The following is a 14,734-nucleotide window of genomic DNA, read 5'->3' as shown; positions in this document are numbered from 1 at the left end:
TTTTGAATACAAGTCAGTGTCATGCAGCAAGTGTGCAAGTGCCGGTCATCAGCGGCAAGCAAAAATGCGACGTGATGATATGGAAGCGACATCAAATTTTGACGTTCCGCCAAACGACGTTGGCAAAACCCCAATTGCTGGGTCCAATCCCCGCCTGTCTAAGGCCAATTCCGACATCCCGCCTGTTGAAACCCGGCGGACATGAAACCGGGCCAGCCAAGGGTTCTTAAACCTCAATGAATGGCTGGCCCGGTTGTTTTTGCCTCCGTGAGTAGCAGGGCAAAACGGTGTTTGTTCGCTAGTGCGAGACGAGTTTTGCAGTTGTTTCCAAAATGCGTGTCGCTGTTTCTCAACGTAAGTGTGCAAAATGCTTGATTTAGAATCGTTTAGCCCCTCTTATTGAACAGATTTTCATTGAACCCACGTGGAATTAACCGTTCATCACACGTTCACGTTGAGTTGAGTAGGCTTTGCATAGGATTTCGCGGGAAAAGAGTGGAAGGAATGAAGAAGCTCTTGGCGATTATATGTTTGGCTACTTTGCTCTTGGGTGCCGAGAGCCAAGCCGCTACGCGTGAGCTGAAACAATCCGAGCTGCGGAAGGTTACTGCTTCGGGAACGGCAATCCGGCTGAAGAAAGTAATCAAAGGGGTTGAGCGGGTCTTTGGTGGAACGCCAGTGGACGCGCGCGCTTTTCAGTCCGACAAGGTCTATTATCGCATCTTGGTCAAGAAGCCGAATGGCGAAATCATAAGTGTTATTGTAGACGCCCAATCCGGCGTCGTTGTGTCCAATAGATCTAGTGTTGGACGCCAGATTTCAGAAGCTGCCCGGTCAAACAAAGGAAACTCGGCGAGTGCCAAGTCTCAGGGCAACTTTGGCAACAAGGGCAATAAGGGCAACAGCGGGAACCGGGGTGGAAACAGCAACTCCGGCGGTAACGGAAATTCCGGTGGAAATGGAAATTCCGGCGGTGGTAACTCCGGCGGGGGTGGTGGCAACTCCGGCGGAGGCGGTGGTAACTCCGGCGGCGGCGGTGGTAACTCCGGCGGCGGGAATTCGGGTGGAAATGGCGGCGGTAGAAAATAATAGATGAACCAACGCTCAAACAAATATAATTACGAAGAATGAGAGTACTACTTGCTGAGGACGAGCCGCACCTGTGCGCGCAAGTCAAGAAACTGCTGAACGCCGAAGGGCGTGTCGTCGACGTTGTTCATAACGGAGTGGACGCCCTTCATCTTGGTTCAACCGAACCGTATGACGTTATCATCCTTGATCTAGGGCTGCCGGAGCGCGATGGCATTTCCGTGCTGCGCGAATGGAGAAACGCGGGTTTGAAAACGCCCGTTTTGATCCTGACCGCCCGAGACGGCTGGAGCGAGAGGGTGGATGGTCTCGACGCCGGTGCGGATGACTATATGACCAAACCCTTTCACATGCCCGAGCTGGCAGCCCGTGTTCGGGCGATCCTGCGGCGTCAAAGCGGCTTGATGAATCCGGTGATTGAGATGGGCAGCGTCACGCTCGACTCGAAAAACGGGCGTGTGACCGCGCAGGGGATTGCAGTTGATCTGACCGCGCAGGAGATCGCCGTCCTCACCTACCTGGCCCATAATCGGGGGCGCTTGGTGTCAAGATCCGAGCTTTCCGACCACATTTATGAATATGATGCGGACAGGGATTCCAACACAATCGCCGTGTTCATAACGCGATTGCGCAAGAAGTTGGGGGCCGACTTGATCAAGACCGTTCGGGGCCGCGGGTACATGATTGATACCGACTAATGCTGTCTTTGCGCCAACGGGCATTGCTGGGGGGAATCGCGACCGGTGCAGTATCCGTTGCGGTTGGGACGCTGGCCGTTTTCTCGTACATCGACTCCAGAGTCTCGGATCGCTTTGACAGCACGCTTAGGGATCGGCACACGCAACTTGTCGTAGGTCTAAGCGCTACAACCGGCGACCCCGAGGCTTTGCGTAGCCTGATGTTTGACCCTGCATATGGGACTCCGTATTCGGGGCGCTATTGGCAGGTTACAAATGCAGCCGGAGAGATTTTCACCTCGTCATCGCTTTTTGACGAAACCATAGCTGAGCCTCTGGATTCCCCCGATACGCCTAGAATCTGGAACATTCCGGGCCCAGAAGGTGAAAGGGTCCGCAGCATATTTCAAGAGATCACCTACGAAGACGGTACGGTCTGGGGGGTCAGTGTTGCCGAAAGCCAGGCCCAATTGATTGCTGAGAGGCGCGCAGCGCAGCGCAGTCTGCTGCCCGTATTCGCGTTGGTCGGGTTGATTGGTGTTGTGGGGTCGATGCTGCTGTCCTCGGTCATTCTGGGGCCGCTGAGAAAGCTAAGAAGCGATGTGTCCCACCGGTGGGATACGGATGAGGGGCTAGAGCCTGCAGATTATCCTGATGAAGTTTCGCCGCTGGTCGAGGATTTGAACCAGCTGTCGCGTCGCAACCGGGACATTGTTTCTGGTTCACGGCGGCAGGCGGCGGATCTGGCGCATGCCCTCAAGACACCGACCGCCATTCTGAGGAATGAACTCAGCACCTTGTCCGAGGACGGCGCGCCGACAGATGCCGCACAGGAAGCGTTGGACAGGATCGACGCACAGCTCAGCCGGTCGCTTGCCAGGATGAGGGCTTTAAATACGGCAGAGCTTTCGCACTCGAGAACTGATCTGTCGAATTCAGTGGACCGGCTCACCCGCCTGTTTTCTTCGATGGCCGAGAGAGAAGGCAAAACGCTGGAGGTGACGCGCGCGCCGGGGCTGTGGGTCCGAATGGACCCGCAGGACATTGAGGAAGTGCTTGGGAACCTGATGGATAACGCGGTCAAATGGTGCCGAACCACCGTGCGCGTGACTGCGGTGTCCAAACGCGGGAGTATCGAAGTTCATATCGAGGACGACGGCCCGGGAATACCGGAAGACGACCGGCGCGAAGCGCTCAGGTCGGGCGGGCGTCTGGATACGTCGGTCACGGGCAGCGGACTGGGATTGGCGATCGCCGTTGATCTGCTAAATGCCTACGGTGCCAAGCTAAACCTCGGTACGTCCAGTGATCTTGGCGGCTTGGAGAGCCGGGTTCTGATCCCAACGGGATTTAACCAGACATCGACCTAAGCGGAGTCTGTCCAAGAAAACCCGAAAAATAGCGGTGATAATTCGCTGTATTAATTTTTTTAAGCGCTTCATTTTATTGTTATTTCGGGGGGAATTTGCTAAATGCAGGCAGAATGATCGTGAACATATTTAGTATTTCCGCCCGTTCACATTAAATTAACATTCCGTTCACCCTATGAAATCTAAAAGGCAAATATTTAGCAAATTAGGGACATTATTTTCGAGCAATATCTCACGGAATCCTGAATTTTGTGGAGATTGCAATGCTCAAGTTCTGCCCTCAAGAGGCTGCAAGTTCCAAGCGGTCTAATAAATATCGTGAGTATCTAAAGCGCTTTTCTGGCGAAGAATATGGTGGCTTTACTATATTCGTCCTTTTTGTGTTCGTAACCCTTATCGCAATGACGGGCATAGCGGTCGACTTCATGAACTACGAACGTGACCGGGTTAAATTGCAATGGGCGCTGGACAATGCGGTACTGGCCGCTGCGAACCTAGAGCAGGAGCTGCCGCCTGCCGATGTCGTCAATGCCCACCTCGCGGCTCAGGGGCTTGGAGAGTACCAAAAGAATATCGGTGTTGAGGAATCCTATCTGGACCGGACTGTCTCGGCCAGTATCGGGACCGAGTTCGAGACACATTTCATGCGTTTGAGCGGGGTGGAATCCCTGTCCTTGGATGTTGCTTCTGCAGCGAACGAAGCCGCGCCACATACCGAGATTTCGATGGTCCTGGATATTTCGGGAAGCATGGGAAACAACAATCGCGTTGAACTCATGCAAGCTGCCGCCAAAGCCTTTATTACAAAAAGCTTGAGCCGGAATGAAGACCCGACCACGGGCGTAAAGTCCGACAAGCAGACCTCGATCAGCATCATTCCGTTTGCCGGTCAGACGAACCCTGGTTCGACAATGTTTGAATACCTGGGCGGCGAACGATTTGGCACTACTACAGAAGCGAACCATTTTCGGGAATGGGAGCAGGACGTTTCAAACGTTGTGTTCTGGTTCGATACTTCTGGCGGTGACGAGCCGAATTTCTCGGCTAAAATCGAAGGATACCCAAGTCACGACGTCGAGCTTTTCAACAAGGATGATGTCGATACCTATCATCACTACGTGAAGGAATTCATCATCTCGAAGACTCCGGCATTGCCTGAAAAAGCTAAAATGTTGGGTGCGTCTATTAAGGGCGGCAATCAAACAACGACGTTTTTCAGCATTACTGGCGAGGAAATCACGGGTTCGACAAAGTTCAACAACGTGGATCTGGAATTCCAGTTCTCAGAGTTTTACGCCTATGTTGAGACGATCCCAAACAACGTCTCGTCTTGCCTTGAGATGACATATTCGGATTTCATGAACTCGAATCTGCCGTCCGGGTCTATCGAGCAGGTGCCATATTTCGTGAACTGGGATTACGACGAAACAACCCAGAATTGGGGCTGGTGCCCGGATGATGAAATGAGCATCCGTTATGCGCAGAATAATGAAGGTATCCTGCACAACTTCATCGACAACCTGAGACTGTTTGACGGCACCGGCACCAATTACAGCCTGAAATATGCTCTGGCATTGTTGGACCCGGCGGCAAGAGACGCATTTGCGCATCTTAGCGCTGCCGGCGAAATACCCGCCGAATTCGCCAACCGTCCGCTGGATTGGGATGAGGAAGATTCGTCGAAATACATCGTTATCATGACGGACGGGCGGACCAGCCCGCAGGTGCGGCCGACGAATGAAGTGGAAATTGAGAACGGTCTTACCGAATTGATCGAACGGCCGGCCGAGGACACCACAGTCACCTCGTCGCAAGTTACTAACCTGCAACTGTTCAAGCAGCAGTGTGAACTGGCCAAGGCAAACAATGTCGTGATCTACGCAGTCGCGTTCGAGACGTCGGACACAGCAGCAGCAGAGATCAAAGCCTGCGCATCGTCTCCGTCACACTACTACGAAGTGACGGGCGAAGAGATCATCGACTCGTTTGTTTCGATAGCCGGGTCGATCCAAAAACTTCGTCTGATCCAATAAGTACCAATCAAGGGGGCGCGATCCATTCGCGCCCCTTCCTTTTGAAGCAAAGCGCAGTCCTTTGGCTGCGCTATTGCAATTGCAGGATGTCTGGCACGCACAGCTTGCGGTTGGTGGGCATCTGATCAGCGCCGTCAGACCGTTTTAGTCGTTTTGGCCCGTCCTTGACCTTGATCTTCGGCTTTGCCAGAGGTCCGGTGGCGGTCACAGGCCACGGGCTGCGGGACAGCGGCTCTCCGATTTTTCGGGGCTGCAGGTTAAGGTCCAAAGCCTTGTTGTTCATATCCACCGCACCGAAAACGACGATCTGAACTTGGTCCGTTTCCAGCGTGGTTTGTTTGGTCGAGATATTCCCGCTTGTGATGGACAGCGGAGCGCGCAAACACACGATTGGCGCAACTTTCTGTTTTTCTTTTGTAAAGACCCAAGGCAGCAGTCCAAGACCCGCAAGGTCCAGAAGCTGGGTTTCAATGGACCCGTTGCGCATGGATACGGTGGCGTTGCCGCGCATTGACTGGGCAAAATGTTTGACCGAGTCGATCCCGCCGGTCACGTTGAAATCCGCGTAGATCGTTCCGCTGGCGCCTTTTTTGAAGTTCAGGTTGTGCAGTATATCGTCCAACCGCCAGCCACCGGCCTGACCGGTCAGGTTTAGCAAATGGTCTTCGTTCGACAGGTCCAAAAGGCCACTGACATCGAAATTGGCCCCGCCGTATTCAAACTTCAAAGGTCCGGCTTTCAGTTCACTTTCGTCGAGCGTCACTTCACTTTGCAAACTGCTTATGCCGTCGGCCCCTTCAATATGGCGCAGGTCGATGTCGACATCCATGTTCATTCCCGAAAGAAGGATTGAGCGGCCAATAGGTTTGAGTGTGACATCCCTCAGTGGGCTAGCGTCTGAGGTATCCGCTGCCTCGTCCACACTGTCCTCGTCGGAAAGGCCGAGCTTTCTCAACTGGGCGGTTGCCAGGACTATGCTGCGAATTTGGTCTATTCGGATCAGGTCGCTTTCGATTTGCCCCTTCAGGACAGGGTCAGAGGTTGCGTCGTCCAATGTGGCTGAAAACAACAGCTCAGAGTCCGCAACAGTGATGTCCGCCTCTGCATTCCAGTCCGCGCCGTCGCTGCTTAGGTTGATCGAAAAACCCGCTTGCCCCGTGTCCACAGGGTCCAACGACAGCGCCTGCAAAAGGTCCGCGCCAGATGGAACGCCAACTTCGATCCCCAGATCCAGGTTCTCGAACTTCAGAACATTTTTTACCGAACCGTCAACGTTCAGAGACCAGATTTCAGTCTCGCTCGTGCGGCCGTCCAAATCCGAAAGCGTAAGCTGGTCGATGCCGCCCGTCAGGGAAAACTCTCCTGAAAACCTGCCGAGTTGATCGTCCGCGCCCAATAGCTCTGGCGAAATCAGGCTGCTGGCCGGAATGTCCAGCAACCCTTCTGCTGAAACCTCCTGCAGGCGCAGAGCGTCACCGACTGATCCGTTCAGGATAACAAAGGGGTTTGAGGGGTCTCCGATGCGCAAGTTGACATTGCCAACTCGCAATGTGCCGTCCGGGGTTCTGGATACCTCAGAGAATTTGACAGGCGGCGGTCCTTCCCCTGCGGTGTCCAACGTGAACCCGTTGGTCTGGATTACCATCTGTCGCTGTGGCACCTGGCCGGGAACGCTATCCATGACCATATCCACAGCGATGAGTTTCAGGTCATAACGTGATTGAGCGGGGGCGGGGTCTTCACCCTTGGGGTAAAGTCGGATTTTAGTCGTCAACGATACATCGGCCGGGTTTCCGATTTCACCGATCTGACCGGTCAATTCAAGGCTTTGCCCGCCATCCAGTTGTACCCCCACATCAAGATCATCGACCCGCGCGATCCCCTCGGACGACTTGAAAGTCGCGCCTACTTGGCCAGAGCCTTCAAGAACGCGATTGAGTTTCAAAATATCAAGGAGTTGCCCAAGCTGATTGATCTCTGCTTTCGTTTCTATGGTCAGCCCCGACGCCGTCTCAACTTCGTTGGCGGTGATCGAAACATGGTCAAAGTCGGCCCTTAGCTGAAATGGTTCCTCTTTTGGGAAAAGGAGTTGGAGGTCAAAAGCCTCTCCGTTCAGGGTTCCGGTCCCCGTCGCAGAAGCCGCCGCCGTACCGTTTCCGGATGTCAATGTCAGGTCGGGTATGCGCAAGTCCAGGTCCATGCCGTTTTGTGCGCTCTGATACAGTACCGATATGTTGTTTATGTTGAGCTGGGGGTCTGCCAGTAGATCAGAGATTGCGACCGGCGTTCCACTGCGAGGTGACGTATCTTTGTCTGTGGGGCCGGAATTGGCGCGCCACGATGTTTCCCCCTCTTGGGTCGTGATCAGCTTCAGATGAACTCCGTCCACTACCACGTTGCTAACCGAGAGCTTGCCCTTGGTCAGATCACGCGCAGACAGTTGGAAGCCGAGCGTATCAATCTTGGCGAAATCGGTCCCCTCCAGTGATCCAGCGGGAAGAACGACGTCTGTGGCGGAAATCTCTAGTTGAGGGCCAAGCCCCACGCGAAGGTCGCCCTCGACGCTAACGTTTCGGCCGATTTTCTCGGACAGAATTTGCGCGGCCATTGCCGAGCGTGCCGAAGACAGGAACGGAGATGACAGAAACAGCCAGGCGACGCCAATGACTACCAGAGCTATTGCGCCGATGACGACCAGTCCTCGTACCAAAAATCGCAATTTTTGCCCCCTTTCCCTGCCGGTTGTGGCGGTGCCCATTGTTCCAAAGCGGGGCACATCACCGGAATGAAGAAACCGAAATGATCTTTAATCAATCATGTATTGACCCATTTGGCATCAAAAACCGCTGACACGCTCGACCAGCCAGTAAATTGAAACGCAACCGATGGCGTAGCCTGCAACCGGCATAGCAATGGAAGCAACTTTCGCGGGCTCGAACCTTGTGGCGAGTCTCCAGGCCAACATGATCGCCGCAAGCCCGGCTATGAACAAAAGTTGGCCGGCCTCTACGCCCAAGTTGAAGGAAAGCAGCGCCGTGAAAATGTCTTGGGGCGGAACACCGATTTCAGCCAATGCCCCGGCAAATCCAAGCCCGTGCAAGAGGCCAAAGCAAAAGCAAATGATCCAGGGGTACTGTTCCGACAACCTTGGTTTTCCCTCAGTGTGACTGAGTATTTCCAGCGCCAGGAATACGATCGACAAGGCGATGACGGCTTCTACCGGCGAGCCAGGGACGTGAACGATGCCCAAAGTCGCAAGGGCCAGCGTGATCGAGTGTGCGACAGTGAACGCTGTGACCGCTCCGACCAGCCGCCATTTGTCGTGCACCAGAACGAAAAGAGCAAAAACAAACAGAAGATGATCCCAGCCTTCTAGAATATGATCGAAACCAAGCTGGAAGTAGCTGAAGAAAACGGAACTGGTCGTCGGTTGTTCCGGGATGATCAGCGTAGAAACGTCGGGAGTGAAGCGCAGCGTAGTTGTGGCTGCGTCAAGGGGCTGAACGCGCAGTAGAACGTCATTTCGTTGCTTTTCAAGCCCTTCGATCAAGACGGGTTTGCCTGCCAGACCGGTATCGCATTCCATGATCCACGTGGACACCCATGCTACGCTGTCGGATGTGGGTTCCGGCCCCCGTGCTGGTTCACATGAATTTGGGAAAACGGCGTCTATGTTCATAGGACGGCCCACGACGTCGGGCTTTCGCCAATGCACCTGCCAGGTGTTCTGGGTCAACTGCCTGAGTTCCAGATAGCCCGGATCCAGTGCGTGCGCGTGCGCGACCTTCGGGGTAAACGCGACCCAGATGGTGAATAACAGATAGAGAAAGGTCTTCATTCCTCGGCCTCTGCCTGTCCCGGTGCGACGATCTGATAATTTGCGGCCAACTTCTCGTACTGAGCGCGCGCCAGTAGCTCTCCGGTTTCGCGGCGCCATTCCAGCAGAACGGCTTCGCGAATTTGGTCAAGCGGCGGCAGCGAGGCCGGTTGGGTCGCCGTGACACGGACCAAATGTTGCCCATACCCCGACTGGATTGGGCCAGCCCACTGCCCAGTTGCAAGCGCACCGACGGAGTCCGAGAATTGTTTGCCAAAATTGGCATCAATGGTTCGGGCTGACGACAAGGGCAGGGACCGTGGAAGCAAAGTTCGTGTGCCAATGCCCGACCAGTCTTCACCGGCCTCCAATCGGGATTTCGCGTCGGCAACGTCGTCGGAGCTGGGTGATTCACCTAAAAACACCTGATCCAGAGCGATCAGTCGAGGGGTTGTGAAACGCTCGGAGTTTTCGTTCAGAAATGCTTGTAATTCTTGGGTTTCCGGCTCGGCCGATGATGCGATCGCGTTCGTTAGAAAATCCATCTTTTGCGCCAACCGCGCACGGATCACCTGATCTCCGCGGTCGAGCCCGAGCTTGCGCGCCTCTCTTACAAGAACTTCTTCGCGCACGGTCGCGTCAACAAGGGCACTTAGCTCTGCTTCGTTCGGGGGTCTTTTCCAAGTGTCAGAAAACCGTTCAGCCAGCAGATCGATGTCTTGTTCATCAACAACTATCGTCTCGGTTGGCTCTGCATCACCGTCTTGAGGTGAAACAAGGTAAAACCATCCGAAAATTGCCCCCCCGATCAAAATAAAGTGGAGCAGTGGTTCTTTTAAAATGCGCATGGGCTCTCTCAGGGAAAACGTGAGCCGCGGCCAATGCTGACCAGCGGCTCTGTCTTTGGTAGTTTGATGTTACTCAGCGTGCCGTGTCTATCGTTTATCCTAACGGCGACATCCGAAATGACGGATCACTCGCTTGGCGTGTACCAGATCGGCGAGGAATACGCGCGTTCCTGATGAACCAGTTGCGCTTCTTCCGGCAGATCAATGCCAAAGCGTAGCTTGTCGTACAGCACCCAGCGCGGAGTCGGTATTTCCAGAACCCGAACGTAATAGAAGGCTCTTTGGCTCGGATCGAATTCGGGGTCGGTCCAAACGGTCACCAATTCCGACGTGCCGATCGTATTGCTCCAGCTTGCTGTATCTACATTGACGGTATTTCCAACCTCTGGCAGTTGCCCGCTCGCGTCCAATGACCGGTCGCCAGACCAGGCAACATTGAAAACTTTCTCTTGAAGTTCACCGTCCGCGTCCAGCCAACCCTTGATAACTTGTGCGCGATCAAGGTTGGCGCCAATGGGGTCACGCAGCGCGCCGATCAGGAAAGTTGGTGCACCGTCGCCCTCGCGCGGTCGAAGGTCACTGCCCATCGGGACGCCCTTGGTGTACCCGACATCAGCCACAAGACGGGTCAGCAAGTCCTCATCCTGAAAGTCCCAGCCGCCGAAAAAGCGCAGACCGATACGTGGGCCCGTGGTGGCGTAGGTCTCTCGACGCTTGAATGCGTCGAAAATAGCCGCGCGGGTATTGTCCGACGCCCACACAGCGGTATAGCCGGACGCGACAAGCGTATGTCCTTCAAAGGCACCCAATTCGCTTTCGACAAACGGGTGCAGCACCCGCGTAGCAGAGGGTTCGGCGCTGACCGATTTGCCAAAGTAGTTTTCTTCTTCGGCCGTCGCCAGTGACGTGTGGCTGTCCGTTGCCCCGCCCATCCCGAACTTGTAGGGGTTCACGCCGAACTTTTCTTCCAAAGCCAGACCGCGTTTCAGTGCCTCGCGCGCGTATTCGCCAGCCAGCATGTCTTCGGTCTTTAGCTCTGTGATGTCCAGATTGCCGACATCCCAGTTCTCATAGTCGGCAAATGGGTCATCCGGGCTTAGATAGGGGTGAGCCTCGCCATCGCCCTTGATCTGCGTGACTTCGTAATGCGGCTCCCATTTGGCGCGGTTGTTGACGTATTCTTCGTCTACTTTGCCACCGTGATACGTGTCTTCGGTCGGGAACATCCAGCCATTGGACAAGTTGCCGTTATGCGCGAACGCAACCGCCCGACCACCTGTTTTCGCTTGATATTCTTCCAGCCAGGCGTAGAGCGCCTTGGGATCCGTATCCCCGTAAGGAGGCTGGGTTACCGGCGGAACCATCTGCAATGCGCGAATTGGACCATCGCGCAGCATAACGTTCCTGTGCAGGTTGAAGCCTTTTGGCACGGAGGTCCACTCAAACCCAATGAAGGCCGTAAATTTTCCGGGGTCATTATGCCGCTCGGCCGCCATGACAATCTGTTCCCACGTGAACGCAAAAGCGTCAGCGCCGGGGCTGTAGGACTCCAGCAGGATTTCCGGCAGGGTCATCTGCGAAAAATTCGTAATAATATCAAAGGCAGCCTTGGCCGCGTTTTCACCGCCAGCCTTGTAGCCTTCATACCATTCCAAACCCTTTGGATCAGAAAGAACGCCGGGTTTCCCTGCCTGCAAGTCTGGCGCAAAACCCATAAGGTCGGTGTGGTCCGTCAGAACCATCCAGTCCAACGGTCGAGCCAGCCTGACAGGTTGACCAGTGGATGAAATTACCTGTTCACCCTTGGCAAATCTCCATGCTTCGTCAGGCAGCAGAGTGTTTCCGAACGCGCCCGCGTCCAACGAAAGCCCCGTGTGCAAATGGGTGTCACCCCAAAGCGGACGCTCGGGAAATGTACGATTGGCATAGGGCGAGAAGGGGCGTTCCGCAAACGTGCCCTCAGCGGCCTGTTTGCTTGGAACCGCATCGGCAAATGAAATGGCGGGCAGGGAAATCAAAGTCACCAAACAGGAACGCAATCGAAGCATAGAAACCTCCCAGTAAATATATTCAAAACAACGTAGGCGTCTGACTTGTCAGTCAACGATATTCCAATTTGTAAATATTACCGAATGGTATTTTGGGATTTTTGGTGCCCGTCAAAAAAATGTTCAAAATAAATAAGTTAAACGCACCTGATAGGGTGCGGGATCTTGAGCCTGGCGGTCCGAAGGTGAACGTATGGCTGAAAATAGATCGCAGAAAAGTTGTGGTGCGCTCAGAAATTCCGAGCGCACCAGTGTTTACAAGAATAGATGCAGGCGATTTAGCCGAAGCGGGCTATTGGGCCTTGTGGGATATCAGCCAATTCGACCGCCTTGTCGATCAGGAACAAGGCTTCCATCTTGGAATGTGCAAGCAGCGAAACATCGTTTCCGACCTGGAAAGAGAAATTGGTCGGTGAATGAATGCTTGGCGTTTCGCCGGCCGGAAGTTGCGACAGCCGGTGGTTCAACTGCTGCGCAGCCATTCCCTTTTTCTTGTCATGAATCAGCAAAAAGACCCCGTTCCCCCAATAGGTCGCGAAATTGCGCCCTTCTTGGCTGACGGACAGAAGTGCTGCTCCGGCCGATGCCAGGAATTCGCGGAACTCGCTGGAAGTGCTAGAGGAAAAGAGATCCTCAACGTCCGCAACTTTCACGGCAAGGATTTTCGATGTTCTTGAGTGCATCGTGGCAAGCTGAACGACGTAGTTTTCAAACTCGGCCAGTCCGATGCAGCCATCCAGATCCCCAAAATAGAGAGGGTCGCTTAGGCTGAAGTTGGTGTTAACCTCAGAGTCGTTGTCGGCGTAGATGTCCGCCTCAAGCACTTCGATCGCCGCACGTCGCTCTGCAGCCAGCCTGTAAGCATCGGACAGCCGTTGTTTCAGGTCCGCGAATTCAAAGGGCTTGGTTACGTAGTCGGTTGCGCCAACTTCAAACGCTTCGTCGATGTACTGCTTTTGCACCATGGCGGTGACCATGATGATCGGAGTAAATTTGTAGTCGGGCAAGTTGCGCACTTCTTCGCATAGCGCAATGCCGTTCATCTCGGGCATTTGCACATCCAGCAGAAGGCAGTCAAAGGGCTGGTCGGTTTCCGACAGCGTCTTTAGTGCCTCTTGCCCGCTTCGCGCGGTCGCAACATCTTCGTAGCCGAACGCCCCGAGTACACAGATCAGCAACTCTAGGATGCTTGGATCGTCGTCTACAGCAAGTATCCGCATAACTATTCACCAGGTTTTGCCACCGAACCGACCTTTGGGCATTGCAGACTTCCGGCAAAGATCGGCTGGCGAGTGGATTTCTAGGTTCTGACAGCCTGTCGAACAAAAACGGCAAAACATTGACACTGGAAGGGCGGCCATGTGTTCCGGCTTACATTTTTCAATGTTCCGTGTGTTGGGCATTTTACGGGGTGTAGACGGCTTAGACGTAAGCTTTTTCGTGAAAACTATGGGGTGTGCGGCTGCGCTGATGAGGGCTGAGGAGCCCTATTCGAGAACCGCCGCAGGTGACGCGACGCGAAAATTTGTAGATCAGCGAAGAAATTGAAATTTTGTCAAGGATTTGAGTGCGATCGAGTGTACGCTTTTTGCCGGTTTTAGCCGCAAAATGAACGCTCAAAAACAGATATAGGTGTCTTGCGAATGCTCAACCCAAGGTATGGGAGGTGATTTGGTCACACATCCTCTTCAATCATAGGGTGAGCGACACTAACTTATGGACTTGCCGTTCAGCTTATTGGCATAAGTGTGTCAAAAATAAGAGCAAAATATGGACCGACCACTCAGGTACGAGCAGGCATATCCAGCGTCCCGCGTTTTTCCGGAGCTTGAACCTGCAAATGACATTCCGGCTGCGCCGAAAATTTCGGCGCGCCAAAAGTTGTTTGCGCTCAAACGCAGGTCGTCCGACCGTCTAAGCAAACTTGGGGGCATACGCGCGACGACACTGAGTTTTCGCAACATGCACGAGCATGGGACACTGCTTGCAAAGTACCTTGAGACTCGAAAGCATATCTTCATTGACCGGCTGAACTGGCAGATCGGCGAGGTCGACGGGATGGAATTCGACCAATACGATACACCCGCGTGTCGCTGGGTCGTGTTGCACGAGTTCGGCGAGGTTCTAGGAGGGGTGCGCCTTTTGCCCACCACCGCGCGCTGTGGAATCTACAGCTATATGCTTCGGGATGCGCAAAACGGTATTCTGCCAAGTTTGCCCACGGACGTTTTGTTCTTTGAAGCCCCGGTGAACCCGAAAGTCTGGGAAGCGTCACGGTTCTTTATCACCGACAGCGTCCCTTCCTCGCGCCGGATGGCCATTCAGCAAGAGCTGTTTTATCGTATGACCGAGAACGCCGAGGAGTGTGGGGCGTCCAGGATACTTGGGATTGTGCCGGCTGTCTGGTCGCGCTGGTCGCGACGTCTGGGGGTTGGGGCTGCTCCGGTCGGGGCCAAGTTTTCGATCGAAGGAAGCGTCAGCCAATCGGTTCTGTTCAACATCAAAGACGATTCAGACTGACACGGTAAACTCTCGCAGCAATTTGCGCGCCGTCCGGTCCCTATTTTTGCACCCGGCTTCACCTTTAAGGCGAGATCGGGCTGTTGGTTTCACCCATCCTTGTTGAGGTTTGATGCCGATCAAGAAGGTAACCTTCTGTATTTCATGGATAAAATCCGATTTCTTGATGTTGTGTAAACCCGTTTTGGCCGGTTGGTGCCAAAATAAGGTCAAGAAATGAACAACATTTGCGGGGTTTTTCTCGCTTTTCGCCGCTGTTTCGTCCCAGTCGCTCATTAGGTTGGGGCCGTTAAACAGGTCAAATGTAGTTCACCAGTTATGAAACATTCAAA

At 54.0% G+C, this 14,734-nt stretch carries 11 protein-coding genes; 5 read left to right on the top strand and 6 right to left on the bottom strand.

Features of this window, described 5'->3' with window-relative positions; translation table 11 throughout:
• Window positions 1–504 precede the first annotated feature (504 nt).
• The 4 genes from ACR0LH_RS07000 to ACR0LH_RS06985 all read left to right on the top strand — a co-directional run bounded on the left by ACR0LH_RS07000 (window position 505) and on the right by ACR0LH_RS06985 (window position 5,169).
• Window positions 505–1,089, top strand: coding sequence for a PepSY domain-containing protein (locus ACR0LH_RS07000; protein WP_480720256.1), 585 nt, complete (start codon window positions 505–507; stop codon window positions 1,087–1,089).
• A 38-nt stretch (window positions 1,090–1,127) separates the two neighbouring features.
• A complete protein-coding gene (locus ACR0LH_RS06995) occupies window positions 1,128–1,787 on the top strand; it encodes a response regulator transcription factor (RefSeq protein ID WP_170383466.1) in 660 nt (219 codons plus the stop codon).
• A complete protein-coding gene (locus tag ACR0LH_RS06990) occupies window positions 1,787–3,136 on the top strand; it encodes a sensor histidine kinase (protein ID WP_480720254.1) in 1,350 nt (449 codons plus the stop codon). Before ACR0LH_RS06995 ends, ACR0LH_RS06990 begins: the two co-directional genes overlap by 1 nt.
• Window positions 3,137–3,399: 263 nt before the next feature.
• Window positions 3,400–5,169 carry a pilus assembly protein TadG-related protein gene (locus ACR0LH_RS06985; RefSeq protein ID WP_480720252.1) on the top strand — a complete coding sequence of 590 codons (1,770 nt, stop codon included), beginning with the start codon at window positions 3,400–3,402 and terminating at the stop codon, window positions 5,167–5,169.
• Window positions 5,170–5,239: 70 nt separating this feature from the next.
• Here the strand turns inward: ACR0LH_RS06985 and ACR0LH_RS06980 are convergent, their stop codons facing one another.
• The 5 genes from ACR0LH_RS06980 to ACR0LH_RS06960 form a co-directional block, all read right to left on the bottom strand.
• On the bottom strand, window positions 5,240–7,888 hold the full coding sequence (locus ACR0LH_RS06980) for an AsmA family protein (protein ID WP_480720251.1): 2,649 nt from the start codon (window positions 7,886–7,888) through the stop codon (window positions 5,240–5,242).
• 117 nt (window positions 7,889–8,005) lie between these two features.
• Window positions 8,006–9,007, bottom strand: coding sequence for a HupE/UreJ family protein (locus ACR0LH_RS06975; protein WP_480720249.1), 1,002 nt, complete (start codon window positions 9,005–9,007; stop codon window positions 8,006–8,008).
• Complete coding sequence (locus tag ACR0LH_RS06970; RefSeq protein ID WP_480720248.1) at window positions 9,004–9,834, bottom strand: peptidyl-prolyl cis-trans isomerase; 831 nt, start codon at window positions 9,832–9,834, stop codon at window positions 9,004–9,006. The genes ACR0LH_RS06975 and ACR0LH_RS06970 overlap by 4 nt, the downstream gene beginning before the upstream one ends.
• 125 nt (window positions 9,835–9,959) lie before the next feature.
• Window positions 9,960–11,882, bottom strand: coding sequence for a DUF3604 domain-containing protein (locus ACR0LH_RS06965; RefSeq protein WP_170410654.1), 1,923 nt, complete (start codon window positions 11,880–11,882; stop codon window positions 9,960–9,962).
• 278 nt (window positions 11,883–12,160) lie between these two features.
• On the bottom strand, window positions 12,161–13,102 hold the full coding sequence (locus tag ACR0LH_RS06960; RefSeq protein WP_170383481.1) for a response regulator: 942 nt from the start codon (window positions 13,100–13,102) through the stop codon (window positions 12,161–12,163).
• Window positions 13,103–13,652: 550 nt separating this feature from the next.
• Here ACR0LH_RS06960 and ACR0LH_RS06955 point away from each other — a divergent pair.
• Window positions 13,653–14,402 carry an acyl-homoserine-lactone synthase gene (locus ACR0LH_RS06955; RefSeq protein ID WP_170410651.1) on the top strand — a complete coding sequence of 250 codons (750 nt, stop codon included), beginning with the start codon at window positions 13,653–13,655 and terminating at the stop codon, window positions 14,400–14,402.
• On the opposite strand, the gene ACR0LH_RS06950 is transcribed toward ACR0LH_RS06955, so the two are convergent.
• Window positions 14,394–14,678, bottom strand: a complete 285-nt coding sequence (locus ACR0LH_RS06950; RefSeq protein ID WP_480720245.1) for a hypothetical protein — start codon at window positions 14,676–14,678, stop codon at window positions 14,394–14,396. The genes ACR0LH_RS06955 and ACR0LH_RS06950 overlap by 9 nt on opposite strands.
• Window positions 14,679–14,734: the final 56 nt, after the last annotated feature.

The sequence above is a fragment of the Ruegeria sp. CL6 genome (genome assembly GCF_056536465.1).
This window is presented reverse-complemented; position numbering and strand designations above follow the sequence as displayed.